Source organism: Paenibacillus sp. 2RAB27 (genome assembly GCF_052115445.1).
In the GTDB taxonomy this organism is placed as follows: Bacteria; Bacillota; Bacilli; order Paenibacillales; family NBRC-103111; genus Paenibacillus_E.
Map to the genome: position 1 here is coordinate 207,091 of NZ_JBFRGR010000009.1, position 26,984 is coordinate 234,074.

Consider the following 26,984-nt stretch of genomic DNA (forward strand, 5'->3'; position numbering starts at 1 on the left):
GGAGGTTAAACCATGAAGAAAGCCCTAAGCATAGGGATGTGTCTTTTGCTTGGATTAAACGTATTCCMGCTTATCATGCATGCTGAAACGTTGGCGACAGCTCCGTCGGCACAATCAACATCGGTACTTTCGAATCCAACCGGATTAATGGCTGTTTCAGCCGATAATCGAGTTGATTTATCTTGGAATTCAGTATCAGGTGCCATTTCGTACAACGTAAAGCGAAGTTTGGTAAATGGTGGACCTTATGAAACAATCTCAAGCAATATTTCGAATATATCCTTTACGGATACTTCGGCTACGAACGGTACGGTATACTATTATGTCGTGACAGCCGTCGGTTCAACACTAGAGAGTATGATCTCGAACCAGACCAAAGCTCTTCCGTATATTTCGATGCCGGGAGCACCTGCGGTGCCTGCGGATTTCTCAGCCACAGCAAACGACGGCAGTGTAGAGTTATCATGGTCGTCAGTGGCAGGAGCGGGTACTTACAACATAAAAAGAAGTGAAACGAGCGGCGGACCCTATACGATTGTAAACAGTAATCAAACTTCAACGACGTACAGGGATGCTAACGTTACTAACGGAAAGCAATATTATTATGTCGTTTCTGCTGTCAATACGAACGGTGAGAGCCAAAATACGGAAGAAATGATTGTAGCCCCAGCTAGAGTTGTTTCGGTAGCACAGGATGGAAGCGGTGATTTCACCAACATTACAGACGCGCTTGCAACTATACCGGTTAACAATAATGCTCGTACGGTTATTTATGTGAAAAAGGGGACCTATCGGGAAAGAGCAATCGTAACTGCTCCTTATGTAAGCCTTGTAGGGGCTGGGCAGGATGAGACGACAATTGTTTACGATCTTTCAAACGCAGATATGCCTAACCAAGCTGTCAATGGCGCAACGGTAGCTGTAAGCGGCGACAATTTTACTGCTGCTAATCTGACGATTGAAAATGATTCCAAGCCGAGCGATGGTCAGGCATTGGCCTTATCCGTTAATGCGGACAAAGCTGTGTTTGAGAACGTTAAGCTTGTCGGTTATCAGGATACATTGTACGCGGGTATCCGAACGGCTAGTCCAAGACTTGGAAGACAGTATTATCACAACAGTGAGATTAGGGGACGTACAGACTTTATTTATGGTCCAGCCAGCGCAGCCGTGTTCGATCATGTCGATGCGGTCAGTATTAATGCAGGGGACTCTGGCGGTTATGTAACGGCTGCTGCAACAAAAAATGAAACCGACCCTGGCCTTGTGTTCATGAATTCAAGGCTGTTGAGAGACAGCTCCACAAATGGCCTTCACTATCTTGGCCGTCCATGGCAGGATAAACCGTCGACGCGTTACATTAACACCTGGATGGATAGTCATATCCATACGGAAGGCTGGACACCTATGCAAGTTCCGCCTTACTTTTACGGCGAATATAACAGCAGTGGTCCGGGGGCAAGTCCAGAAACTCGGGTCATGGGAACTCAAATGACAGCCGAGGAAGCCAGCACATTGACGATTCCACGTATGTTTGACGGATGGGATCCGAGTAAAGCAGTGATTATTCCCAAGATGTTTCCTCAAATAACAACTGCGGTTGCTCCTGCTCTTCCTGATGGGCTTAACGGTGCTTATACCAAGCCAGTGGTCGTTTATATGGAAGAGGATGGTAATCTTCCGAAGGATAATCGAGTTCAGTATCGAATAAACGGCGGAGAATGGACGGCATATACGGCTGAATTCGAACTCGATCAAACCGGTAAGAATCTAATCGAATATCGGTATGTTGACAAAGCAGGTAATGCAAGTGCAATTAAGAATGTAAGCGTTGAAATCGAGCCAACAGCTGCAACGAGAGTACCTGCTTTCCCTGGGGCTGAAGGAGCGGCCATGTATGCCAAAGGTGGCCGTGGAGGACAGGTTTATGAAGTAACGAACCTATTGGATTATGACACGACGAAGGGCGAAGCCGCAATACCGGGATCTTTGCGCGACGCCGTGAGCACGGGAAATCGGACGGTTGTGTTTCGAATATCCGGTACAATTCATCTAAAGAGAGGATTGGATATTACGTCCGGGAATCTGACGATTGCGGGTCAGACAGCGCCGGGAGACGGTATTGCAATTAGCGGATATATGGTCAAGTTTGGAAATAACGATGTAGGAACAGATTTGATTATCCGCTATCTTCGTTTTCGAAATGGCATTAACGTGTTAAGTGATTCGGCTGATATTTCGGGCAACAATATTATTGTCGATCACTGCTCCTTCAGCTGGAGCTCAGATGAGACGTTCACTGTGAAAAATCGTAAAAACTTTACAGTCCAGTGGAGCATCATTAGTGACAGCCTGAATCAGTCGATTCATGGTAAGGGAGCACATGGCTACGGGGGAATATGGGGAGGAACGAATGCAACCTATCATCATAATCTGATTGCCAATCATAACAGCAGAAACCCGCGTTTTGACCGGCAAACCGATCCGGATAATTATCCGACGAAAATAGACTATCGGAATAATGTTGTTTATAACTGGGGGGCTAACTCTGCATATGGCGGCGAGCAGGCAACGGGCATCAACATGATCAACAATTACTACAAACCTGGACCAAGTACGTTTGATAACGTAAAAAGCCGAATTGTCGCCCCGTCTGGCGCAAGCTTTAGCGGTACCTGGTATATTGACGGCAACTTCATCGAAGGCGCAGCCGATGTTTCGGCCAATAACTGGGTGACGAACAGCAAGGGTTCATGGAAAGCCATCAATCCAGAAGGACCTTTGCTCCGCAAGTATGAGCCAATGGTGATACCGGATACAGCCGATCCTATCGGCGGTCCTGTAACGACTGACACTGCACAAGTCGCCTATGAGAAGGTACTTCAAGGCGCTGGCGCCTCATTGCCTAAACGGGATTCGTTGGATGCTCGTATTCTGAATGATGTCAGAAATGGATCTGGTAGAATCACCAATACAATCCAAAGCGATGGAGGACTGCCCGAATTGTATTCGGCATCTGCTCCGCAAGACACCGATCACGATGGGATACCGGATGCTTGGGAAACAGCCAAGCTACTCAATCCGAATGATCCATCAGACGGAAAAGGCATCGCTGGCAACGGGTACACCTATTTGGAAAACTATATCAATTCTCTGGTGGTTTCGGTTTCAGATAACCCGACAATTACGACAACAAGCCCTGTGCACCAAGCATCGTTTCAGGCTGGAACTCCAATTTTGATTACAGCAAATGCAACGGATAATGAGGGAATTGCGAAGGTTAAGTTTTATTCCGGTGATCAGGAGCTTGGTGAAGACCTAACAGCGCCTTATTCCTTCAACTGGGAAAATGCGCCGAAAGGTGAGCATTACATTTACACAAAAGCCATTGACAACGCAGGTTATATGACTCTATCCGCAGTAAGCATCATTTATGTAAATGGACCTAACAACGTTGCTCCTTGGACATCGCAAGATATTGGCCCTGTAGCCATTGCAGGGAGCGCTAGCTTGGAGGGAACGACATATACAGTGAAAGGTTCGGGTGAAGTGAGAAACGGTTCGGATTCTTTCCATTATGTGTACCAGTCTGTTCATGGTAACTTTGAGATGCTAGCCTACATTAATTTTGATTCTGAAATCGATGATGCGGCTAAGGCTGGTTTGATGATACGCGGCAGTTTAGCAGCTGATTCACCCGCAGCAGCTGTTGTCTTATCTCCAGAATCGGATGAAACCATTGATACGAGCGGAAGAAAAGCACTTTTTATGAATCGTACCAATACGGGGGGGAGCTATCGCACCAATAGTGTGACATCGAGCACGCTCAAAGCACCTTTCTGGTTGAAAATTGTAAGAAATGAACATGTTGTTTCCGGTTTTGTGTCTACGGACAAAAATAGTTGGGCGCTAGTAGACTCTGCAGATGTCACATTACCGGATGAAGTCTTCGTCGGTATGGCGGTTGACGCAGGGAAAGCAACAAGCAATTCTGATTATTTAACAGCTGCAACATTCACAGATGTGAGTTTTCAGCGATCTGCCGGATTTACTGTGAAAAACCCAGTAAGTGAAACCGTTAATATTCCTGTATACACCGTCGAGGGAACAATGCTTGATGGTGCCAAATTGACGATAACGAATAATGGCTCAACCGTCGTAGACGCAGTAAATATAGATCCCGGAACGGACTTTGAGCACAAGATTCAGCTTAGCGATGGTGTTAACATCATCACAATCTCAGCAAGCAGCGACACGCTGGGTAATGTCATAAATACCAGAACAATCATCGTAACCTACAACAAATCCGCGGTAGTCATAACAAGTGAAGTACCTGCGACGGTTAATGCTTCTAACTTTAACTTATTGGCGAGTGTAAGCCGAAACGCCAGTGTTACGGTCAAAATGAATGGAACTACGGTGTTGGATCAGGCTGCTCAACAGGCAAATGGACCGTTTCATGTTCCATTAATCCTGCAGGAGGGTCCAAACGAAATCGTCATATATGCCGTTGATGAGTATGGCATAGCTGCGACAAATTCATACGCAATAACTTATGCGCAAGATTGGGGCAGCGGACTGTATGAGTTCTCAGGATTGTCATTTCATGATTTGAGCGGAAACGAGCTTTCCAGTTTAAAAGGTTCGCAGGATACGATGGTGACTGTGAACATCCATAACAATTCCAAAGTAGCCCAAAACGGGGTATTTGTCATCGCCCTTTATGATCCATTAGACCGGAAGGTCAAATACGCTTTCGTCAAACAGCTGGTTCCCGGAGAAGGGGATAAACAAGTCAAGGCGATTGTTAATATGCCAGAGGATGTCACTGGCTACAAAGTAAAGGTGTTTGCACTAACTAAAATATCCGAAAGCACGCCAATTTCCAACACCATCATAAGTCCTTAAAAGGAGGGGAAACGATTGAGAAGATGGTCAATAATCATACTGTCGCTCCTGTTGTGCTTTGGCATGATGGCTCCACTCGCGATGGCGTCATCTTTGACGGTAAACGCATCGTTTGACAACATCACCCGAAACGCAACGATTTCAGGCCAATTAGGCTCAGAGGCAGGGCACATCATAAGTGTTCAAGTAAGGAACCCCTTGAATCAAATCGATTATTTGAATCAAAGCATTAGCGGTCTAGATGGAAATTACCAGTTTATTTATAAAATCAGTCAAGAAGTTACGGGAACGTATCAAGTAACCGTTGGCGGCCAGAATGCCGACTCGCGTGCCACTGCGACATTTACGGTTAAACCGTCCATCGTGGAGCTTGAGTCCAAAGTGTCGCCCGAGCAGCCAAACGGCAAAGAGGGTTGGTACTTACATCCTGTGACAGTTACCATCGAAGCTACAAACGGAATGCCAGAGAACAATGTGATCCAATACCGCATCAATCAAGGGCAGTGGACAACATACACTACAGTGATTGATGTGAAGACAGATGGAATCCATACGATTGAATACCGAAGTGTTGATCAGCAAGGAATTCCCGGCGTTGTAAAATCAACGATTATTAAATTGGATTCTAAAGCACCGGTTACCACCGCAAAAGCAAGTCCGATTGATGGAATGAACGGTTGGTATAAGTCGAACCCGACAGTGAACCTCATGGCATCGGATAACATTTCCGTTACACAAACGGTATATCGTATCGATGGTTCTGAGTGGTCAACATACTCCCAACCAGTTACATTGTCCGTTTATGGTGTGCATACACTTGAGTACAAGAGTACGGATCAAGCTGGGAATGAAGAAACCGCAAAATCGTTAACACTAAAATTGGATAATGTCGCACCAACACTAAGTGTCGCGTTGGATAAAACTACATTATGGCCAGCGAATAAAAAGCTGATTACCGTTACAGCCAATGTATATGCGAGGGATGATATATCCCAAATCAGCAGCATCGTACTGACCTCAATAACAAGCAATGAGAAGTTACAGAATGACGATATTCAGGATGCGCGTTTCGGCATGTTCGATACGTCCTTTAGTCTTCGAGCAGAGAGAAATGGGGGAGGCTCAGGGAGGGTCTATACCATAACGTACACGGCTACAGACCTAGCAGGGAATAGAACAATACAAACAGCAATAGTTAAAGTGCCTCACGACCAAGGGCACACTGGCGATGAACCGTTAACGGAAAGCGAGAATGGGAATTAGTCATTTAATCTAATGTACGGGTTGGCTGCCGGATATTGAGGCAGCCTTTCTTCCGTTAACAGTTTGAATGAAATCCGAAAATAGGAATCACGACATGTTTATAACGGATTTAATAACATAACAAGTCGGTTTCTTGAATGTTCACGCTGCCTAGTCATCGACTATGCTAAAGGTGCATTCTGGGTTCCATCTTAGGCTAAATGGACAATTTGTTGGCTGCAGCCAAGGGAGCCCTTTTCATTCAGCGTCTCATGTAAGCCCTTACTTACGGCAACTATCTCACATTTAATAACATAAATTGGAGGCATACCTAATGACGATACAAGTTGTAGCATGTAAAACCGAATACAGGATAAACCCAATTGGACTCGATGTTGTAAAGCCCCGACTTTTCTGGCAAATGCGCTCCGATACTGAGGGGGGCTTGCAGAGCGCCTATCAGATTAGGGTTGCTTCATCTCGTGATAAGCTAGAGCATGACCAAGCGGATATGTGGGATAGCGGCAAAGTGTGTTCAACTACTTCAACGCATGTACCATATGACGGTAAACCGCTTCAAGCTGAAGGGGAATATTACTGGAAGGTGCGCATCTGGGACGGTTCGGATATGCAGTCTGCATGGAGCGAAACGGCATATTGGATGATGGGGATTTTATCGCGTGGAGAGTGGAAAGCGCAGTGGATCGGTCGTAAAACCGAGCCGGGAGCCCTCATGCAACCCTCACCATTTTTGCGTAAACCGTTCGAAGTCAAGAAAAAAGTACGGCGTGCCATTGCCTATGCAACGGCATTAGGTGTTTATGATTTTCATCTCAATGGCGAGCGGATTGGTGAACGTTTTGCCCCAGGATGGACGGACTATAACACCCGTGTACAAGTCCAGGCTGTAGATATCACAGAAAAGTTAGAGGTAGGCGGGCATGTGTTAGGCGCTATCCTGGGAGATGGCTGGTATGCGGGAACCGTAGGGTTCCTCGGCAATAATGTTTACGGAGAAAGACCCTTTTTCCTTATGCAGGTTAGCATACATTATGAAGATGGAACGATAGATAGCGTTATAACGGATAGCTCATGGAGAACGAGTAAGGGACCGATCCACTATTCCGATATGATCAAAGGGGAAACGTACGATGCGCGAGAGGAATTAACGGGTTGGCTTCTCCACGGGTACGATGATTCGTCCTGGGAAGCGCCGGATGTACGTTCCGGCTATAACGGTCTACTTGTAGCTGAAGTAGAGCCGCCAATCCGCATTACGCAAACGAGGAAGCCGGTTAGCATGAAGAAGACAGCAGCTGGTACTTACATTTATGATATGGGTCAAAACATGGTGGGCTGGACGGAAGTAAAGGTTCAGGGTGAACGTGGGACGCAGATTACGCTAAGCCATGCGGAAATGCTGAATCCTGACGGCACATTGTATATGGCTAACTTGCGAGAAGCCTGCCAGCAAGATCACTATATCCTGAAAGGTGAGGGGCAAGAGTGCTATGAGCCGCACTTTACGTTCCACGGCTTTCGATATGTCGAGTTGATAGGTTACCCTAGTGAGCCAGATTTGGAGACGATCGTAGGCAAAGTCGTTCATTCCGACATGTCCGTCACGGGGCAGCTTGAGACTTCCGATGCGATGGTGAATCAACTTTATTCCAACATTACATGGGGTCAACGCGGCAACTTCTTGTCTGTGCCGACAGACTGTCCGCAAAGGGATGAGCGGCTTGGCTGGACTGGAGATGCACAAATTTTTGCCCGAACAGCCGCTTACAATATGGATGTATCCCGATTTTTCAGTAAATATGTTTGGGATATGGTGGATTGCCAGCAGCCTTCGGGTGCTTTTACGGATGTTGCACCGGATGCAGGGTGGATTCGGCACAAAAACTGGAACACGCGGCTGAACTGGTTCGCTCCGGACAACTCCGGTTGGGGAGATGCCGGCATCATCATTCCCTGGACGATCTATGTGATGTACGGGGACGTACGCATCCTCGAAACCCATTACGAAGCTATGGTGAAATGGGTGTGCTATTTAAAAAACACGACGAACGAGTTGGTTCGTCCGGGTTATGCCAATTACGCCGACTGGCTATCGATAGGGGCTGACACGCCAAACGAAGTGTTGGCGACCGCTTATTTTGCCTACAGTACGAAGCTGCTTGCGCTCATTGCTGGTGTATTAGGAAAATCAGAAGATGAGATTGGGTACCAGGCTTTATTCAGCAATATCGCTACAGCGTTTCGCAAGGCGTTCGTCGCTAACGATGGTCGAATTCACGGCGATACACAAACGGTCTACGTCTTAGCGCTGCAATTTGGACTCCTGACCGAAGAACAGCGCAAACAAGCACAGGATCGTCTTGTGGCAGACATTCAAGAGCGCGGAGATCGATTGTCGACAGGATTCCTCGGTGTAGGCTACTTATTGCCGGCGTTGACGGACATTGGAAGCTTGGATGTTGCCTATAAATTGCTGATGCAAGAAGCATTCCCTTCTTGGATGTACTCAATCAAGCATGGAGCAACCACAATTTGGGAGCGTTGGGACGGATGGACAGAGGAGCAAGGCTTTCAAACGCCTTCAATGAATTCATTTAATCACTATTCCCTTGGTTCTGTAGGTGAGTGGATGTTCCGGTATATGGCCGGTATTGAAGCGGATCCAAAGGCGCCTGGCTTTAAGCATGTGATCATAAGCCCGAAACCGGGTGGGGGCTTGAGCTGGGTGAAAGCAAGCTATGAATCGCTGTACGGGCGTATTGCGGTAGCATGGAGCCGAACGGAGGCAGGCGATTTCCGTCTCGAAGTGGAGGTTCCTGCCAATACGACGGCAACCATCCATTTGCCAGATAGAGCGGCATCCGTACACAAGGTTGGTTCAGGAAATTATGTGTTTGAAAGCATTTCTATGCTAAACTAAAGGCAAGTTCCTTTGAAACATACCGGAATCGGATAGAGGGTAAAGCGTAACATGCTGCCTTCTAGCCGGTTTCGGTTGTTTTCGCATAGAAAGAGAGGCGGGTCATCAGGATGCGTTGGATGGATAGCATAAAGAAAAAGCTAGAGGCCTTATTTCCGAGATTTCGTACGATGCTATTATTGAGTTATTTTATCATCATTCTCATTTGCATTTCATTGATTGGTACTGCTTCATTTTATATCTCCTACAACTCCATGGCAGAACGAGTGGAAACGGCTAGCGCTCAAATTGTCAGGCAGATCGAGTTTAACATGGATAACGATTTTCATAATAAACGAAATCTACTACTCGCTCCATATTACAACCAGGAATATATTGACAACATTAATGCCTACCCGACTATGGACAGCCAGAATAAATTTCTGTTTCGCCAGAAACTTGGTGATTTATTTTCAAAAAGCTTTAACATTACGCCGATTCCGGATTTCATCCGATTTCAGATTTATTATAGCAATGGAGAGCTGCTCAATTCGTCGGACAACACCTCCTTAGGTAACGCTAGCCAGGTGCAGAACGCCGAATGGTTTCGACAAACGATTGCGAAGGATGGGTTAGTTAACTTCTTCAGCTCCCCGCCAGTAAGTGGTCAGGAAGAGGGGGGAACCGCTTTCTCCACCTCCATGCTCATTCGCGATTTTTCCAATCCAATAGGGTTTATCGTCGTGCGTGCTGATTACAATTTCGGTCTATTTAAAGGAATGCGACAGCGTGCGGATTTGACGGCAAACAGCCGCTTTCTTATTTTGAATGAGATTAATAATCCAATATTCGACTCTTCGGATGGACTTGCAACTGACATCGATGAACAAACATTAGCTCAGATCAAAGGGACTAGCGGAAAGTTCTGGACGGGTAGCGGTGATCAGACCATGCTTGTTTCGTACACGCGTTCTCAATACTCCAACTGGAAAACCGTCTTAATTATGCCGAAAAAAGAAATTTTTGCTTCTCTTAATCAAATCAAAACAACAGCAATCTGGACGGCTTTGATCGCCTTTTTCATTTCTGGGATCTTATCGCTGCTGTTCGGAAGGAGTATTACCAATCCGATTCTTAATCTCTACAAAACCGTTAACCATATTAAACGTGGCGATTTCTCCGTCAGGGTGGATATGAAGCGCAAAGATGAAATCGGGCGAATTGCCATGAATTTCAACGCCATGCAGGATGAGCTTCAGGAGCAAATAGAAACAAAGTATGTGTATCAAATTAAGCTGCAGCAGATGGAATTGGCGATGCTCTACTCTCAGATTAATCCGCATTTCTTATACAACACGCTGGATAGTATTAAAGCGATGGCCGACTACCACGCAGTGGAGGAAATTGGCCAAATGGCACAGTCCTTAGCTGATATGTTTCGCTATAATACCAAAAATACAGATGAAATCGTCACACTGCAGGAAGAGCTCGTACAAATTGATGCTTATCTCATCATCCAGAGCATTCGATTCGATGGCAAAATCGCGTATCGCTTAGAAATTGAAGAAGACCTTTACAATTATCCGATGTTAAAAATGACACTCCAGCCTTTAGTTGAAAATGCGGTTTTCCACGGGATCGAACGCAAAAGAGGCAAAGGTACAATTCACCTCCGCGCATGGAAGGAAGAGGAATGGGTGTATATCCAAGTTAATGATGATGGCGTCGGTATCTCGGAGAAGAGGCTGGATCAAATCCTTATGTCGCTTAGGCAACCGCTCTATCAGGAGGAGTACAAGTTGTCTACTGCAAGCGGTGGCATTGGCGTTCAGAACGTATACGCGAGGTATACGATTCGTTACGGTGAGCAGTTTCAATTCAGTATTGAAAGCAGAAAAGGGGTAGGGACAGCGGTAACCTTGAAGTTAGCCTCCCAACAGAGCTACTAATATGATGTAGGAATATTCAACATAGAAAGTCGTTATCGTGCATGGGTCGAAAGTAAGCGGTTGCAATATAATTAATCCTGTAAGCGAAATTAAAGGAGGGGGACAGAAAATGAGGAATATGAAAACGGTAACACTATCAACATCCATTGCGGCAATTATGGCTTTGACAGCTTGTGGAAGCGGGGGCACTAACTCCAGCAGCCCAACGCCAGCTGGAGGGACGCCTGCTGCATCAACGGTTGCAGCGACACCAGCTCCAACCAAAAAAGACCCTGTAACACTTACTTTTGCGATCGCCAATACGGTTGACGCTACACCTTTTAATAAAATTTTCAAAGAATTTGAAGCAAAGACAGGCAATAAGGTTGAATTGCAAGCGCTGCCAGGCGGAGATTTTGATAACATGATGAAAACCCGCTTTTCCACAGGCGACTTCCCGGATTTATTCCTCATGCAGCCTGGACCAAAGCAATACGTCAAACTGAGAGCCTCCGAGACGCTTCGCGAATGGTCGGGAGATAAGGCGGTATGGGATCGCGTTATTCCGACGATGAAAGATTTTCAGGCGGATGCGAATAAGAAGATTTACGGTGTCCCTTTCGGCGCCACGGGCATGATGGGTATTTATTATAACAAGGATGTTTTTGCTAAAGCGGGCGTTCAGCCTCCGAAAAACTATGCGGATATGATCGAGAGTGCGAAGAAAATCAAGACAGCAGGGGTTACACCTTTTTATGAAGGGGTCAAAGATGGTTGGCCACCCCAAGTATTCTACTTCACAGGTTGGGTATCGAATGTAGACCCGGCAATTGGTGATGCAGGCGTTGCAAATTTAGAGAAGAATGCGCTCAAGCTGGCAGATATTCCGGCATTAAAAGACTTATTCACCAAACAAAAAGAGTTGAAGGATCTGGGACTGCTGCAATCTAATCCGCTCGCGGGGACATTCGATGAGCTTCAGAATCTAATGGGCGAAGGCAAAGTCGGCATGGCGTTCATGCTGGACGGCATTATTCCGCAGCTGGAAAAGAAATTCGGGAAAGATTTCGTGACCAATAAAATTGGCTTCTTCCCATTCCCTTCCGCTTCTGATGCAGGAACAGCCATGATTACACCACCTAATCAGTTAATGATTCCAAGCAAAGCGAAAAATGCGGATGTGGCTGCAGAATTGGTGAAATTCATGATTTCACCAGAGATGGTTGACCTCTACTATCAAACGAGCCCTGGAATCCCTATCTTCCAAGGCGCTAAGAGCAGCTTGTATCCCGTACAGCAAACCGTGAAAGACTTGATCGATGCCAATAAAGCAAAAATCAATGTACAGAATCGCCTGACGCCAACTTTCGCTGATTTCCAAAAGACACTGCAAACGTTCTTCATTGACGGAGATGTCGACAAAGCGCTGAAAGAATTCTCTGCGAACTATGAAAAAGACGGAAAAGCCAAGTTGCTAGATGGATTTAAGTAAGTTATTCTAACCCAAGTCTATCCGGTCGGAACATAGTCTCCGGCCGGAACATTTCATAGCCGAAGGAGGGGAGACGAGATGGGAAAGGTGAAATATCCATTGTATTTTTCATTCCCGGCCCTCGCCGTTTTTCTATTGTTCTTCATTACCCCAACTTTGATTGGGTTTTACTACAGCTTTACGGATTGGAATATTAATGCCGACCAAATTCGCTTTAATGGCTTGGAGAACTATATCGAGCTTTTCAAAGAACCTCGATTGAAAACGGCTTTAATCAATACGCTCATTTTTGCTGCAGTCGTGACCTTGATGCAAAATTTATTGGGATTAGGCTTAGCCTTAATCTTGAATGAAGCGCTTAAACTGCGAAATCTGCTGCGCATGATCTTCTTTATGCCCTACGTGATTGCGCCGATTGTAATAGGTTATATTTTTCGAGCAATCTATCATCCTGAGCATGGCATTATCAACACCATGTTAGACAAAGCAGGGCTTCATTTCATGGTGCATGATTGGTTGAATGATCCTAAGTATGCCTTGTTCTCTATTATTGTCACCGACCTATGGCGAGTTGCAGGCTTCTCGATGGTTGTCTATTTGGCTGGTTTGCAATTCATTCCAAAGGATCTGATCGAGAGCTCGTCCATGGATGGTGCGCAATATTGGCAGCGTTTCCGTTCTATTGTATTCCCGCTGTTAGCTCCAGCCTTAACTGTGAATGTACTCCTTTCGATGATTGGTTCCATGAAGGTGTTTGAAATGGTGATGGTGCTGACAGAGGGAGGACCGGGTTACACCACAGAAGTTTTTTACACATATATTCGCGGTATGTTCAGTACGGGGTTATTCGGCTACGCGACGGCGGTTAACGTTGTGTTATTTATCCTTGTCACCATTATTGGCGTTCCTGTGCTGATGGCGATGAAGAAGCGAGAGGTCGAGATGTAATGAGAAAAAAATGGACACTCTGGATGCTGGAAATCGTCGCGGTATGCTTGGCTTGCCTGATTCTGATTCCCTTTCTAATGATATTGATCAATTCCTTCAAAGGAATTCGAGAATCAGCACTATTCGGCTTATCCCTTCCTTCCGAATGGCAGTTTACCAATTATAAGGAAATTTTCCAACAGGCTAACATTCTCCGGGGATTCAAAAATAGTATTCTAATTTCAGGCTTAGTTGTCATCTGTGTGAATGTATTTGCCTCCATGGCTGCGTTTATCATTCAACGCAGAGACAATCGCTTTCTACAAGGGGCATATTACACGTTCATTATGGGGCTTATAGTTCCCGTGTCCATCGTACCAACGATTAAACTGCTTGGAGATCTTCATATTAGAGGTACCTACTTCAGTCTGATTATGTATTACACAGCGGTGCTGCTGCCATTTGCAGTGTTTCTACTCGTGGGGTTCATGAAATCGATCCCGAGAGAACTAGATGAAGCGGCTTTGCTGGAAGGTTGCGGGTATTTCCGGTTATACTGGCAAATCATTTTACCGTTGCTGCTAACGGTGCTCGTGACCGTCTCCATTGTTGTGATGGTTTCGGTTTGGAACGATTTCTTCGGTCCGTTCTATCTGATGACAGACAGCACGAAATGGACGATTGTCCTGCAAATCTTTAATTTTGTCACGATGTACAGCACGAATTGGGGCGTTGTGTTTGCCTTCATGGTGATTGTGGTCTCACCCATTCTAATCATTTACTTACTGCTGCAAAGATATATTATTGACGGTCTGACGGCGGGTTCCATGAAAGGATAATAAAATCCAAATCTAAGCTTTGAGGAGGTACAGGAAATGAGAAGAGTCATGATTGTTGACGATGAAAAGTGGATACGCAGAGGATTGATTCAGTCTATTTCCTGGAACGAATGGGGCTTAGAGCTTGTAGGCGAAGCAAGTGATGGGGCAGAAGGATATGAAATGGCCCTGGGCAAAAAGCCAGATCTACTCTTCCTCGATATGCGTATGCCGGGTCTCGACGGCAAACAGCTGCTTGCCATGTTGAGCCAAGAGGTGCCGGACCTGTTAACGATCGTCATTAGTGGGTATTCGGATTTCGAGTATACGAAGGAAGCTATACGACATAAAGCCTTTGATTACCTGCTGAAGCCGGTTAAAAAGGAAGAGCTTGCAGCGGTGGTGGAAAGTGCCCTCCTAGAGCTGGATCGACGCGAAGCAGAGAAGCTTAAGGTGTCTCGCATTCATGGGGAGGGTTGGTTGAGACAGCTTTTACTTCGTAAGGGAGATAGGGAGGAACCGTTCATTCCGTCAACCTGGCAGACTGGTGAATATGCTTTGTTTGTTGGTCAGTCAGACACTTTCGAAGAATATGGTGATTTAGCATGTCTGCTTCCGGCTATTCATGAGCAATTAAACCGAAAGAAGCCATTCCTTTTCGGGGGGCGCTGGGAATATGAGCTTATGACTATTCAGGAAGGCAGCCGTGAGATGATACTTGCCATTACGGGAGCCGTGCTGGATCCCAAAGATTTTTGCAAACTGCATGCGACAGTGCAAAATGCCTTGAAACAAGCAGAGAGCGTTAGCTTCAGCTTTGGCTTGAGCATGGGGAAGCCGGAGGTTGCTATGCTGGAGGAGGCTTACAACGAAGCGAGAAAAGCTTTATCGGGTAAACCTTTGGAAGCCGTTGGCGTATTGCTTTTTGCAGAGAAGAATGGGATGCACTTATCTGGGAATTATCCTCAGGATAAAGAGGATTCGTTCTTATGGGTGCTCCAATCCGGAAATATACAGGATGCGGAACAAGAATTTGAGCGATTGTTTGCGTCATTCGTGAGTGACTCTACGACAGTAGGGCATTTGCAGTGGTGCGCGGATATACTCCTTCATGCGATAGAAAAGCAGCTACAGGAGAAGGATGTACGAATTGAGGAGATCTGTGGTAAAAATACGCTAATGTATTCCGAATTGATTCACCAACGCAATGATTTGAGCGCTGTGAAGAAACTATTCAAAGAGGAGCTGCTTCCCGTCGTGCTTAGCTTCTACAGCCATTCCGGTGAAAAACAAGGGGAAAAGGTTGTAGGCGAGTTGAAAAAATGGCTGGAAAGCAATTATGAACAATCCTTCTCCTTGCATCAAATTGCCAGCAGCTATTATTTGAATCCTGACTATTTAAGTCGGACTTTCAAAAAGTTGACAGGGAAGAACTTTGTCGACTATTTAACCGATATCCGCATGCACAAAGCCAAAGAGCTAATGAATAAAACAAAATATAAAAATTATGAAGTCGCGCAAAAGGTTGGCTATGAGGATTACCGATATTTTAGCCAGATTTTCAAACGGAAAGTTGGCATGACCATCGGTGAATACCGCAAAGTCATCGGACAGGCGGACCACTAAGGAGAGAAATGTGATGTCAAAACGCTTAATTCCCGATACGCTAATGCTCGAAGAACGTGCGGCCCATGCCATCAATGCCATGATTGGCATGGCGGATCGCGACCATAACTATATCCCGTTTTTTGCTGCAGATCTGATGCATAAACCTGCCTTCATGACACATGGCGATTGGGACTATGGCTCATCTCATGGACGAATGATTGACGGATTAATTCTTGCCCGCCATATGTCCGGAGAAGAGTTTGGCAAAGAAGTTGAGGAGCGCTATCGGGCAAACCTACTCTCGTTCTTCAAAGAAGATGGGATGAGCTACAGACAGATCAATCCAACACGTGACTGGGAGCCGAATGCGAACCTGATTGATCAGCGTGCGGTTATTTTATCTCTTACAACATGGTATATGGAATCCGGGGATCAGAAGGTAAAAGAAGCGGCAGACCGTCACGTTGCGGCACTTAAGCGAATCGCCATCAAAGAGCGCGATGTATGGTATTATCCGGCATCCGAATACAAAGAATCGGGCTGGCCGTCGAGCAATGCGATACAGCTGCGATTAGCACCCGATCCCGCAGCTTTCTGCGGTCGATTGGTTATGCCTCTATTGAAATATCATGAGCTGACGGGCAATCCGGATGCCTTTGAACTTTGCCAATTCTTCACGGCACTTATTATGGAACGCAGCGGCGTATTCAATCAAGACGGCAGCTTTAATGATGCACTTGCTTATCGGAGCGGGCATTTTCATACGCGAATAGGCACACTTGATGCTATCGCAAGATTCGGTGTTTTCACAGGCGATGCGGCAATGCTTGCTTGGGTCAAAAAAAGCTACGACTGGGCACTGACCAAATGTACGAACTTTGGCTGGACGCCAGGTGATCTGCACGAACAAGCCTATGAGCATGAAACTTGCTCTCTGGTCGATTTGATTGCAACGGGAATTACTTTAGCAAGCAGCGGATATGTGGAATATTGGGGAACTGTAGAACGTTTCTTGCGCAATCATCTGGCGGAATCGCAGCTGCTGGATCTGGATTGGGTGGAAGAGTCTGATGACAAGTCGGATGATATTCCTGCGAACAAAAGCTTCTATAAAGTAGCAGAGCGCACACGGGGCTCTTTTGCCGGTTACTCGGCACCCAACGATTTCGTTTGTGATGTGAACGAGGGCCGCGGCCATACCAACGATTTGCAAATTTGCTGCCTAGGCTCGGGAACACGAGGCCTCTTCATGGGCTGGAGTCACACGATCACCGAGAAGAACGGCACGATCAGCGTTAATTTCCTTTTAAACCGCGGTTCTAAATGGCTGGACGTCAGCTCTTATCTGCCGCACGAAGGTAAGGTAGTGCTTGATATTCATACGGATATTTCTCGTCTGCAGATTCGAATTCCAGAGTGGGCTGGCTTTACGAAAATCAAGTATGTACGCGAACGTAGTGGTGAAGTGATCGAAGGCAAAGGAAGTGAAGCGAGCAGCTGGGTCAACAAGCATTTTCTCTTGCTTGGCTCCGCAGTAGCAGGTGAGAAAATTACGATCACCTTCCCATTGAGTTTCCGTAGAACGCTGGAGAATGCAGTGGGGCAAACCTTCGAGACGGAATGGCGTGGTGATGATGTTGTTAATATTACGCCAAAAGGCACGAAGAAGCCTTTGTACAGCGGGCGTCAAGTTTTTGATCAGTCTCCTATGCGTGAAGGGGAGTATCGTCGACTAAATAAGGAATTCGTATGGTAATTCAAATACTTAGCTTCTCATCCGGGAGGCTCTAAGGAGGATTTCGATGTCAATGCAAACCGTCGTTGCGATTTATACTGGCCAGGGTCTTGCCGATCCATTGAAAAAGGTGTTTCAAGAGCTGCTTCCTCAGGTACGGCTCGTGAATATTATCGATGATAGCCTCATCGGCGATGTGGTGCGTGCAGGGCACATTCCAGAGGTCGTGAATCGTCATTTAATTCAGTACTACCGGCATGCAGAAGAGATTGGTGCGGATGTCATTCTCAACACCTGTTCCTCTGTAGGAGATGTTGCGGATGAAGCTCGAGAGCAAATCGGTGTGCCGATTGTACGTATCGATGAGTGGATGGCTGACAAGGCAGTAGCTAGCTATTCGCGGATTGGGGTATTGGCGACATTGCCGTCTACATTGGAACCGACATTGCGATTAGTTAGCCGTAAGGCAGATGAAGCAGGAAGACAGGTGCAGCTTGTGAGCGGGCTCGCTGAAGGCGCTTTTGACGCTTTGATCAGCGGCAAGCCTGAAGAGCATGACCGTTTATTGCTGGAAACGGCGAAGAGGGTTGCGGAAACTGCCGATGTGTTAGTTTTGGCGCAAGGCTCAATGGCACGTATGGAGGAAACGCTGGCGGAGGCGACAGGGAAGCCTGTGCTTTCTTCGCCGCGATCGGGCGTTGAACAGGTGAAGGCCATTCTTGAGGCAGCCAGTGTCGCGAAGAATGGTTCCTAACACGAGCAAAGAAAGTAGAAGGAGAGCGGACAGGATGAATCAAGATCGTGTTACAGCTATTTATTTGGTAGAGACTGCATATTCCTTGGAACGAGCTGCCGCTTCTATCGCAGGAGAGCAATCAACTGGAACGTTCACGGCTGTTCCCGGAGAGACGGATGCGCTTAAAAAACGACATGGTGCTATCGTAGAGCGCATTGAACCTCTAGAAGAGACGGATGTGCCATCTCTTCCAGGGGCAAAGAAACCGCCGAATCATGACGGCAAGTATCGACGCGGGCGAGTGACGGTGTCGTTTCCCTTGCATAATTTTGGACCTTCCATTCCAAATTTAATGTCTGCTGTTGCTGGCAATTTGTATGAGCTACAGGAGTTGTCTGGACTCCGATTGCTGGATTTGCAGCTGCCTGATGCATTTGCAGATCGCTATCCTGGTCCGAAGTTTGGCATAGAAGGAACTCGAAAGCTGACAGGGGTATATAATAGGCCGATACTTGGGACGATTGTGAAGCCCAGTGTAGGTTTATCGATGGAGGAATTATCGGCCTTGGTGGAAAAGCTGGCGAGAGCAGGGATGGATTTCATCAAAGATGATGAATTAAATGCGAATCCCCCCTATGCTCCTTTGGCGGATAAAGTAGAGGCTGTCATGGCGGCCGTAGAACGGGCTGCAGATGCAACCGGCAAGAAGCTGATGTATGCCTTTAACATCACAGGTGATTACGATGAATTGCACCGAAATCATGATTTGGTTGTGAAAGCAGGCGGCACTTGTGTGATGGTCAGCATCCTTAGTATTGGGTTATCGGGTCTTACGCATTTGAACCAATACAGTGAGGTTCCCATCCATGGCCATCGCAATCAATGGGGGATGTTGACGCGTTCGCCACTGCTTGGTATTGAATTTACGGCCTATCAGAAGCTTTGCCGGTTGGCTGGGGCGGATCACCTCCATGTTAATGGATTAAATAGTAAATTTTACGAAAGCAACGATTCTGTGGTTCGTTCCATTGCAGCCTGTTCGGAGCCGCTGCTCGGGGGCTACAGCACGATGCCTGTCGTTTCTTCGGCGCAATGGGCAGGAACAGCGCCGGCTACTTATGCGGCAACGGGGACGGTTGACGTGATGCATTTGGCCGGAGGTGGTATGCTGGCTCATACCGATGGCCCGGCTGCAGGCTTTGAGAGCATGAAGCTTGGCTGGGAGGCAGCGGTTCAGGGAATACCTTTGGACATTTATGCGGCTCAGCATCCTTCATTGCTTAAGGCAATTGAGAAATACGGGAAGGGTTGAAGACAGATGGACGATATCCCTGCACAAGGTGGCCTCGAACTTGCCGAGCGTCAAGTCTCTAGGCGACCGCTCTGTTACTATGGTGATGACTTTACAGGCTCTACGGATGTGTTGGAATCATTATTTCAGGCGGGGCTCCAAACCGTCCTCTTTCTGGAACCTCCTGAGCCTGAATTGCTGCAGTCGCGTTTTCAAGACGTTGACTGTTTTGGCGTAGCTGGCGTGGGACGCTCGTTAACCCCTGAAGAGGTGGAGAAGGAGCTGCGCCCGATCTTTACGATGTTAAAAGCGGCTGGAGCTGCAGTTGTCCACTATAAAATATGCTCAACCTTCGACTCCTCAGCTAGTATGGGTTCTATAGGCAAAGCGGCGGAAATCGGGCGAGAGGTGTTCGGAGGCAGATATATTCCACTGCTCGTGGGAGTACCCTATCTAGGCCGATATACAGTTTTCGGCAACCATTTTGCAGCTGGCGGAGCGGGACGCACCGTGCATCGGCTGGATCGTCATCCGACGATGGCCAAACACCCGGTTACGCCGATGGCGGAAGCTGATCTTCGCCAGCATCTAGAGAGGCAGACCACGCTGAAAACCTCATTGCTTGATATTTTGGCGCTCGGCGGCTCGGAAACTGAGGTACGTGAGCGGTTGGAGTCGATTATTCGTCAGGAACGCCCTGATCTGCTTCTTTTTGACGTCTTGGATAAAGAACGGTTAGAAATGGCAGGCAGAATGATTTGGGAGGAAGCACAATCCAATGACGGATTATTTGTCATTGGATCGTCTGGTATTGAGTATGCGCTTGGTGAGGTTTGGCGCAAGGAAGCAGATGCAATTGCGGACGGATTAGTCGAAATGAAATTGGAGATGATGGCAGTCTCAGAGGCATCGCCATCGCCACTATTAGTCATTTCAGGCAGCTGTTCGCCGGTCACTGAAGGGCAGATTCAACATGCACTGAGGGCAGGATTTGTAGGCATTCGGGCTCCTGTGGATGAGTTGATACTAGCTGAAACTCAAGAGGTTGCTAAAGCTGCTTTGAAACAAGAAGCACAGCAATGGCTGGCAAGTGGGAAAAGTGTCATTATCTACTCAGCAACGGGGCCAAACGATGAAAGCATAGCATACACTCGTAAAGTGCTAGCAGCACAGGCAATGAGATCAACAGACAGCAGCCGTCTTTTGGGCATGGCTCTTGGCTCTCTAACGAAAGACCTAGTCCGGGAGCTTGGAATTTCACGAATATTAATTGCAGGTGGAGACACTTCAGGGTATGTGACGAGGGAGCTTGGGATCTATGCTTTAGAATGTCTGTCTGTACTGGATCCAGGCGGACCGCTCTGTCTTGCTTATTCTAATGACCCGCAGTTTGACGGTCTGGAGCTCGTACTCAAGGGTGGGCAGGTTGGCGGTGTGAATTTCTTTGAGAAGGTTGCTAGTTATAAATGAGTAGAGGCCCGAAGGAGAGAAAATAATCTTTGGGCTTTTTTTATGAGATATACGGTACTCAATGCCGAATTAATGGGGTTCAAATTTCCTGATAAGATCTCCCGGGTGTTGAGGTGTCACCATAGATGAAGCGATTCGCGAATAACGTATTACAGTTATTTTGGTTGTGATCAGATCATCTGATTCGATTGGCTTGATCAATATGTCCACAGCCAAATGAGCTATTTGCTCTTTGGCGACATGTACGGTCGTCAGTTCAGGCGTGCCGAAAACCCACACCGATACATCCTTGGGAACGTGATGGTGGTATTTATAGCAGTTTAATTAGATTTTAAGTAGTAAGCCTTTCGTAGATGCGGGAATGGAGATGACACAGTGACTAACTTTTTACCTTATGAGGTACCGGAAAGTAAGAAAATTCGTGTAATCATTAATACCGATGCCAAAAATGAAGTGGACGACCAATTCGCAATCGTGCATGCCTTGTTGACGCCTCGTTTTTTAATTAAAGGGATTATCGCAGCACATTTTGGTACGGAACGAATCCAAGCATCGATGGAGGAAAGTTACGAGGAATGCGAGAAGATTCTTTCCTTTCTGAACATGAGTGAGGATATTACTCTGTATCGAGGCGCACAGCAGGCAATGCCCAGAAGGGGAAAGGGAGTTCAACTTAAGTAATGACATCGATGCGGCTAACGTGGTCATGGCTTCCCTTATTCCGCTTTGGGGAGTGCCTCGTAATGTGTACTCAACGATTCGTGATGGCTTGGCAGAACTGGCTCTGAAGTTTCGCCCTTACGGAGATATCGGTAATTATTTGTTCCAGCAAATAGTGGATTTCAACCATGCAGCAGCTGGAAATCCACGGTTCCCGAAAGGAGAAATGTGGTCACTGGGAGATTCTCCAGCGGTAAGTCTCCTTTTGGATCATCATGAGTATGCCTATGAAATGAAGCCTGCGCATAGTAATTTACTGCTTCGCTGATATCTTAACAACGGGTGCAAACAATATTTGGCGGCGAGCTCACTTGACCTATTCTCATGTATATCCGCTATAGCCCATGCTGCGGCTGCGTAACCAAGAGAAATATAGTGTGAGTTATCAAAAATGATGAAAAATCTTGATTAAAAAAAGCGAAAATCCATACTTATGGTCACGGCCAAAGGTATTGAGATTTTCGCCTACTTTACCTTGCTTCGTGTTCACATCCTCAAAAAATTCGATAATACGGGGGAAGATTTGGAAGATTTGATCTCCATCGGGACGATTGGACTGATCAAAGCAATCGAATCCTTCTCCCCGAACAAGGCACGAAGTTGGCGACTTTTGCTGCGCCTTGTATTGAGAATGAGATCCTGATGCATTTGCGCTCGCTGAAGAAAACACGTAAAGATGTATTTTTGCATGATCCTATTGGTACGGACAAAGAGGGGAATGAGATTACGCTCATCGACATGCTCGGCAGCGAGGCGGCGAAGAGCGGACGCAGCGGGAATTCGCGAAGGAGCTGGGGATTTCGCGTTCGCGAGTGCAGGCTCGCTATTCAAAATTATCGATAATATTGTGGAGTTATCACTGATTTATCGCGGATTATCGAGAAAACAACGGGAGCCGCTGGTTTTTGCAAGCGCTAGAAGCAGTCGATTTGCTGGATCGCCGTAAGCATTTTCCGTCGGAGCTATCTGGTGGGCAACAGCAACGTGTAGCGATCGCTCGGACGTTGGCGGGAGATCCGCCAATTATTTTGGCGGATGAGCCTACGGGAGCTCTGGACTCGAAGACTGGAACGGAGATCATGGATATTTTCCGGCGGCTGAACGAGCAGGGTCGGACGATTATTGTGATTGCATGATCGGCAGATTGCGGAGCAGGCGAAGCGGGGTGTGCGGCTAGTTAATTGAATCGCAAAAGAAAGAGAGCTTCATCACTTCGAAGAAGTGATGAAGCTCTCTTATTTGATGTCAGCGAATCGTTTTGCGGTAATCTCCCGGGGTTAGCCCTTCATAGCGCTTGAAGAACCGAATGAAGCTGTTGACGTTGTTATAGCCGACATTCGTCGCGATTTCAAGAATCGTTTGTTCGGTTTCCTTCAGAAACACCTTACTGACCTCCAGACGCTTCAGCGTTAGATATTCCAGCATGGTTTTGCCAACTTCTTGCTTAAACATGCGGCTGACGTAGGCATGGTTCAAATTCACCTGCTCGGCAATCATCTCGACCGAGAGGTCTTGATCGTAATTCGCATCCATATAGGCGATGACGGTTTCGATGTGGGTATTCTTTTTGGGCTGTTGCTGCTCTAGTGTGTGATAAATTTTTTGCACCATGCCACAAATCCATTCATGAATTGCATGTATCGTCTCTTTGGAGGCAAGCTCGCGAAATAGGTTATGGTTTTTGCCGAAAATCGTTTCGGTTTGCACGTTAAATTCCTGCATATTGCGTAAAATATCCTCCACGATCAAATTGTACGTCCGGAAAATGACTTCCTCACTCAGCTTCGTGCGCGCCTTTATCTGTTGATACAATTCTTCAAGGCTGCCAAGCGCCTCGTTCAGCTGCCCGGCTTTTAAGAAGTTGTACATGTGATTGGTAAAATGCGGCGGCAAATAGAACTCGTCATCCGCTTCCTTAATCAAATCCTCATAGGTTAGTACGGTATTGGTACCGACCATAATCTTTGAGCGAATGACCTCACACGCTTCTTTGTAGGAATAATGGGCGTCCAAGAGCTGTGGATAAGGACGTCCAATTCCAATGGTAACGGAGATTTTCAGCAGTTGGTAGATCACATTCTTGATTTGCTCGCCAAGCGCTGCAAGCTCATGTTTCATGTGCTTGGAGTCGCCGCCGATATTGACCAGCAGCGCGAGCTGGTTCTCATCCGCTTCCGCAGCCAAAGCGATATGGCTGCCGGTTGCAATCTCTTCTGCAATGTTCATCATGGCGTATTTATACAAGTTTTGATCTGTGACGGAGTAGCTGCCGACGATCAGGCTGTAATCATCGATCTCAATTAGAAAAACGACGTGCTGCGGATATGGAAATTGAAGATGCAGAAATTCCAATTTTCCGTTCATTTCGTGAATACTACTGTATTTATGATTGATAAGGGCAAGTAGGAATCGTTCGCGTAATACAGGCAAATTCATATGAAACTGCTGCTCCCAAGCTTCATTTTTACGGAATACATGGTCAAGAATATGAGAGATCGCTTCCAGCTCATTCTTCTGCGGGCGAAGCGTATCCTTTGCTTCATTGCCGCTTTTGTTATAAGGAAGCGCCTTTTTAATTAATAATTGAATTGGACTGATCATTTTTCTAGATATGAAATAGGATAAAATAAGGCCCAGAGCAACTAAAATAATAAAAGCTGCCCAAGCGACGGTCCGAATATACGATAGTTTGGAGAGTAAATACTGTAAGGGCGTTTCGGTTACAATGCTCCACTGGTTATGCAGCGTTTTTATATATGTAATGAGATTTCGATCGCCATCTTGTTTCAAGATGCGGTACCCGATACTGGCAGGAGCCTTGCTGCTCTCCTTAAATAAGGCTTGGACATGCTCCGGCTTTAGTGAAACTGCAGCTGAGGTGGAAATGACGTTGCCCAGACGGTCCATAATATAGGTGATGGTGTGCGGATTGCCTTCCATTTTCTGAAGCAGACTTCTTAAGACGGATTCATGAATATGCACGGCCAAGAGACCTTGGAATCCATTCCGTTGTACGGGCACCTTTACGACATAGGTCACAATTTTATCTAGATCAATGCCGTTTCCATGACGGGAGCTTAACCAGAAGCCCATATCGTTCTCGCCGAGATCCTCATCGATCCAAATATCCTGTGTTGAGTTCGTATATGTGCGCGTATAGCCGTCAGAGGCAATAATCAGATTAGCTTCTTTGGCGTAAAAGTCGATCGACTGGATGGCTTCGTTTGCGGATGCGGCCGTCTTTAGAATATCGCGAGTCTCATTCAAAAGGAACGGATTCGTCGAATCGTTCAGAAAGCTGGTGATCCGTCCGTCCAGTCCGATTCGGATAGCGATCGATTGGATTTCTGCTATCGTATTCTCGATGGAAGCGTTTTTCTGTTTGGACGCGTAGATGGTCGCCTGACTCAATTCGTTCTCCAGCGTGGATACGGTGAAATTGTAGGAAGCATAGCTCAGCGCAATAAGCGGTAAGAGAATGACAATCAAGTAGGAAATGAAATACGTCCAAAATAGCTTCGGCAATTCTTGGAGCGACCTTTTAAGTTTTACGATAGAAATCAGAACGATCACCTGCTTCAATATAAGTACTCATATTATGCCATAGATGCGAGCTGAGCAGTCAAAATTAAACTAAATTACAGACCAAATGTCATGAATTTATGAGAGATGTCAATACTTGATGATGCGCAAAGTCATGATTTATGTGTGTTTCTCTCGCATTGGAGATATACGGCCGTCATGCGGACATCGATAATAAAAGTGTGAAGTTCACACGACAAACGAAGCTTCAACCAAAAGGGAGGAACTACCATATGAAGATGAAAAAAGCAGCGTACCTAACGTTATCGGCAGCCTTGCTGACCGGCGCACTTACTGCTTGCGGCTCGAACACGGATACAACTAATGAGGCGGAAGCAACAGCGAGTGCAGGAAAAAGCAGTGAACTGATTAAATTAACGTTTGCATCTTGGAGTATAAGCGAAGCGGCAACCAAAGGTGCATTAGAAGAAATGGTAAAAAATTACGAGGCGAAAAATTCGAATGTCAAAATTGAGTTTGTCGGCATTCCTTTTGCAGATATTAAACAGCAAACGTTCGTAATGGCCTCAACGGGCAACGCACCGGATATTATTCAAACGTTCCCAGCTTGGTTCGGTTCTTATGCAGCATCAGATATCATTACGCCGTTGGATGATCTCATGGGCAAATCGTATGTAGATGATTTAATGCCGAGCTTTAAGGAAGATTTCTCTTATAATGGAAAGCTGATGGGTGTGCCTTGGGCACCAACGCCATACATTCTCTATTACAATAAAGAGCTGTTCAAGAAGGCGGGCTTGCCGGATAAAGCACCTGCGACGGTTGATGAAATGCTGAAGGCGGCGAAAGCGATTTCGAATTTGAAAACAGACAGCGGTCAGAAGATTTACGGCTTCGGAGAGCCTTCAGACAAGCTGGCGATTAACGGCGAGATCGCGATGCGGAACTTGTACGGCTTTGGCGGATCTATTTTAGATAAAAATGGAAAAGTAAATGTGAATACGCCAGAAATGGTGAGCACGCTGAACTATTATAAAAGTTTGGTGAAAGACGGCATTGGCCCGTCCGGCGCGAAGCTGAAGGACCTTCGAAACCTGTTCTCTATCGGCCAATTGGGTATGTATGTCGACGGGAACTACGGGAAAGCGGTGTTCCGCAACTTGAGCGGCAAAGGCGCAGAGTTTGACAAAGTGTGGGGGGCGGCTTCGATTCCGGCAGGTGCAACCGGCAAGAGCGTGTCGATCGGGGAAGCGCACGGTCTCGTCATCTCGRCAGATTCCAAGCATAAGCAAGCTGCTGCCGACTTTATTAAATATTTGACGGATAAAGATGCGATCTCGATTTATCATAAGCAGAACGACGTGATTTCCGCCCGCAAATCGCTCAGCTCGATGTTCACGGAAAGCGAATTTGACAAAGTATTGATGCAGCAAATGAATAACATTCAACCACTACCTAAGAATCATCCAGGTATGGAGCAAGCGTACATCGACATTGCCGATGCGCTGCTTAAAGTGTCGACTGATACCGCTACACCGGAAAAAGCTGCGCAAGAGCTTGATGCGAAGCTGAAAACATCCCTGAAATAACAACAATCATCTGGCAGGAGAGTCCCATCGGGAACTCTCCCGTTAGAAGCGGATAGG

Annotated in this window: 18 protein-coding genes and 1 pseudogene; 17 read left to right on the forward strand and 2 right to left on the reverse strand. The window is 46.5% G+C overall.

What is annotated here, in order from left to right:
- Positions 1–12 precede the first annotated feature (12 nt).
- From AB4114_RS15500 to AB4114_RS15555, 12 genes are all read left to right on the forward strand, one after another.
- On the forward strand, positions 13–4,908 hold the full coding sequence (locus AB4114_RS15500; RefSeq protein WP_441989244.1) for a pectinesterase family protein: 4,896 nt from the start codon (positions 13–15) through the stop codon (positions 4,906–4,908).
- 15 nt (positions 4,909–4,923) lie between these two features.
- Complete coding sequence (locus tag AB4114_RS15505) at positions 4,924–6,171, forward strand: OmpL47-type beta-barrel domain-containing protein (RefSeq protein WP_441989245.1); 1,248 nt, start codon at positions 4,924–4,926, stop codon at positions 6,169–6,171.
- Positions 6,172–6,484: 313 nt separating this feature from the next.
- The gene (locus AB4114_RS15510) at positions 6,485–9,091 is read left to right on the forward strand and encodes a family 78 glycoside hydrolase catalytic domain (RefSeq protein WP_441989246.1); all 2,607 of its coding nucleotides are present in this window, start codon (positions 6,485–6,487) and stop codon (positions 9,089–9,091) included.
- A gap of 119 nt (positions 9,092–9,210) precedes the next feature.
- Positions 9,211–11,019: a sensor histidine kinase gene (locus tag AB4114_RS15515; protein ID WP_441989247.1), complete on the forward strand. Its 1,809-nt coding sequence runs from the start codon at positions 9,211–9,213 to the stop codon at positions 11,017–11,019.
- A gap of 109 nt (positions 11,020–11,128) precedes the next feature.
- On the forward strand, positions 11,129–12,490 hold the full coding sequence (locus tag AB4114_RS15520) for an ABC transporter substrate-binding protein (protein WP_441989248.1): 1,362 nt from the start codon (positions 11,129–11,131) through the stop codon (positions 12,488–12,490).
- Between the two features lie 78 nt (positions 12,491–12,568).
- Positions 12,569–13,438 (forward strand): carbohydrate ABC transporter permease, encoded by an 870-nt coding sequence (locus tag AB4114_RS15525; protein WP_441989249.1) that lies wholly within the window; start codon positions 12,569–12,571, stop codon positions 13,436–13,438.
- The gene (locus AB4114_RS15530; protein ID WP_441989250.1) at positions 13,438–14,256 is read left to right on the forward strand and encodes a carbohydrate ABC transporter permease; all 819 of its coding nucleotides are present in this window, start codon (positions 13,438–13,440) and stop codon (positions 14,254–14,256) included. Before AB4114_RS15525 ends, AB4114_RS15530 begins: the two co-directional genes overlap by 1 nt.
- A gap of 36 nt (positions 14,257–14,292) precedes the next feature.
- The gene (locus tag AB4114_RS15535) at positions 14,293–15,861 is read left to right on the forward strand and encodes a response regulator transcription factor (RefSeq protein WP_441989251.1); all 1,569 of its coding nucleotides are present in this window, start codon (positions 14,293–14,295) and stop codon (positions 15,859–15,861) included.
- A gap of 13 nt (positions 15,862–15,874) precedes the next feature.
- Positions 15,875–17,599: a hypothetical protein gene (locus tag AB4114_RS15540; RefSeq protein ID WP_441989252.1), complete on the forward strand. Its 1,725-nt coding sequence runs from the start codon at positions 15,875–15,877 to the stop codon at positions 17,597–17,599.
- Positions 17,600–17,645: 46 nt separating this feature from the next.
- Positions 17,646–18,332 (forward strand): aspartate/glutamate racemase family protein, encoded by a 687-nt coding sequence (locus AB4114_RS15545; RefSeq protein ID WP_441989253.1) that lies wholly within the window; start codon positions 17,646–17,648, stop codon positions 18,330–18,332.
- A 34-nt stretch (positions 18,333–18,366) separates the two neighbouring features.
- On the forward strand, positions 18,367–19,626 hold the full coding sequence (locus AB4114_RS15550) for a ribulose-bisphosphate carboxylase large subunit family protein (RefSeq protein ID WP_441989254.1): 1,260 nt from the start codon (positions 18,367–18,369) through the stop codon (positions 19,624–19,626).
- Between the two features lie 6 nt (positions 19,627–19,632).
- On the forward strand, positions 19,633–21,075 hold the full coding sequence (locus AB4114_RS15555; RefSeq protein WP_441989255.1) for a four-carbon acid sugar kinase family protein: 1,443 nt from the start codon (positions 19,633–19,635) through the stop codon (positions 21,073–21,075).
- A 69-nt stretch (positions 21,076–21,144) separates the two neighbouring features.
- Here the strand turns inward: AB4114_RS15555 and AB4114_RS15560 are convergent, their stop codons facing one another.
- Positions 21,145–21,354, reverse strand: coding sequence for a hypothetical protein (locus AB4114_RS15560; protein WP_441989256.1), 210 nt, complete (start codon positions 21,352–21,354; stop codon positions 21,145–21,147).
- 96 nt (positions 21,355–21,450) lie between these two features.
- On the opposite strand from AB4114_RS15560, the gene AB4114_RS15565 reads away from it, so the two are divergent.
- The 4 genes and pseudogenes from AB4114_RS15565 to AB4114_RS15580 all read left to right on the forward strand — a co-directional run bounded on the left by AB4114_RS15565 (position 21,451) and on the right by AB4114_RS15580 (position 22,931).
- Positions 21,451–21,756 (forward strand): hypothetical protein, encoded by a 306-nt coding sequence (locus AB4114_RS15565; protein WP_441989257.1) that lies wholly within the window; start codon positions 21,451–21,453, stop codon positions 21,754–21,756.
- A 25-nt stretch (positions 21,757–21,781) separates the two neighbouring features.
- Positions 21,782–22,063, forward strand: coding sequence for a hypothetical protein (locus AB4114_RS15570; protein ID WP_441989258.1), 282 nt, complete (start codon positions 21,782–21,784; stop codon positions 22,061–22,063).
- A gap of 210 nt (positions 22,064–22,273) precedes the next feature.
- Positions 22,274–22,658 (forward strand): annotated as a pseudogene (locus AB4114_RS15575) (sigma factor); the annotation flags it as partial.
- A 42-nt stretch (positions 22,659–22,700) separates the two neighbouring features.
- Positions 22,701–22,931: an ATP-binding cassette domain-containing protein gene (locus AB4114_RS15580; RefSeq protein WP_441989259.1), complete on the forward strand. Its 231-nt coding sequence runs from the start codon at positions 22,701–22,703 to the stop codon at positions 22,929–22,931.
- A 109-nt stretch (positions 22,932–23,040) separates the two neighbouring features.
- Here AB4114_RS15580 and AB4114_RS15585 read toward each other — a convergent pair whose 3' ends face one another.
- Positions 23,041–25,368, reverse strand: coding sequence for a helix-turn-helix domain-containing protein (locus tag AB4114_RS15585; protein ID WP_441989292.1), 2,328 nt, complete (start codon positions 25,366–25,368; stop codon positions 23,041–23,043).
- 242 nt (positions 25,369–25,610) lie between these two features.
- On the opposite strand from AB4114_RS15585, the gene AB4114_RS15590 reads away from it, so the two are divergent.
- Complete coding sequence (locus AB4114_RS15590; protein ID WP_441989260.1) at positions 25,611–26,927, forward strand: ABC transporter substrate-binding protein; 1,317 nt, start codon at positions 25,611–25,613, stop codon at positions 26,925–26,927.
- Positions 26,928–26,984 lie beyond the last annotated feature (57 nt).

What these genes read in the sequence shown, in the direction of transcription:
- AB4114_RS15530 (WP_441989250.1), top strand. Translation starts at nt 13,438, where the DNA reads ATGAGAAAAAAATGGACACTCTGGATGCTGGAAATCGTCGCGGTATGC.
- AB4114_RS15520 (WP_441989248.1), top strand. Translation starts at nt 11,129, where the DNA reads ATGAGGAATATGAAAACGGTAACACTATCAACATCCATTGCGGCAATT.
- AB4114_RS15545 (WP_441989253.1), top strand. Translation starts at nt 17,646, where the DNA reads ATGTCAATGCAAACCGTCGTTGCGATTTATACTGGCCAGGGTCTTGCC.
- AB4114_RS15555 (WP_441989255.1), top strand. Translation starts at nt 19,633, where the DNA reads ATGGACGATATCCCTGCACAAGGTGGCCTCGAACTTGCCGAGCGTCAA.
- AB4114_RS15570 (WP_441989258.1), top strand. Translation starts at nt 21,782, where the DNA reads ATGGCTTCCCTTATTCCGCTTTGGGGAGTGCCTCGTAATGTGTACTCA.
- AB4114_RS15525 (WP_441989249.1), top strand. Translation starts at nt 12,569, where the DNA reads ATGGGAAAGGTGAAATATCCATTGTATTTTTCATTCCCGGCCCTCGCC.
- AB4114_RS15510 (WP_441989246.1), top strand. Translation starts at nt 6,485, where the DNA reads ATGACGATACAAGTTGTAGCATGTAAAACCGAATACAGGATAAACCCA.
- AB4114_RS15550 (WP_441989254.1), top strand. Translation starts at nt 18,367, where the DNA reads ATGAATCAAGATCGTGTTACAGCTATTTATTTGGTAGAGACTGCATAT.
- AB4114_RS15535 (WP_441989251.1), top strand. Translation starts at nt 14,293, where the DNA reads ATGAGAAGAGTCATGATTGTTGACGATGAAAAGTGGATACGCAGAGGA.
- AB4114_RS15540 (WP_441989252.1), top strand. Translation starts at nt 15,875, where the DNA reads ATGTCAAAACGCTTAATTCCCGATACGCTAATGCTCGAAGAACGTGCG.
- AB4114_RS15515 (WP_441989247.1), top strand. Translation starts at nt 9,211, where the DNA reads ATGGATAGCATAAAGAAAAAGCTAGAGGCCTTATTTCCGAGATTTCGT.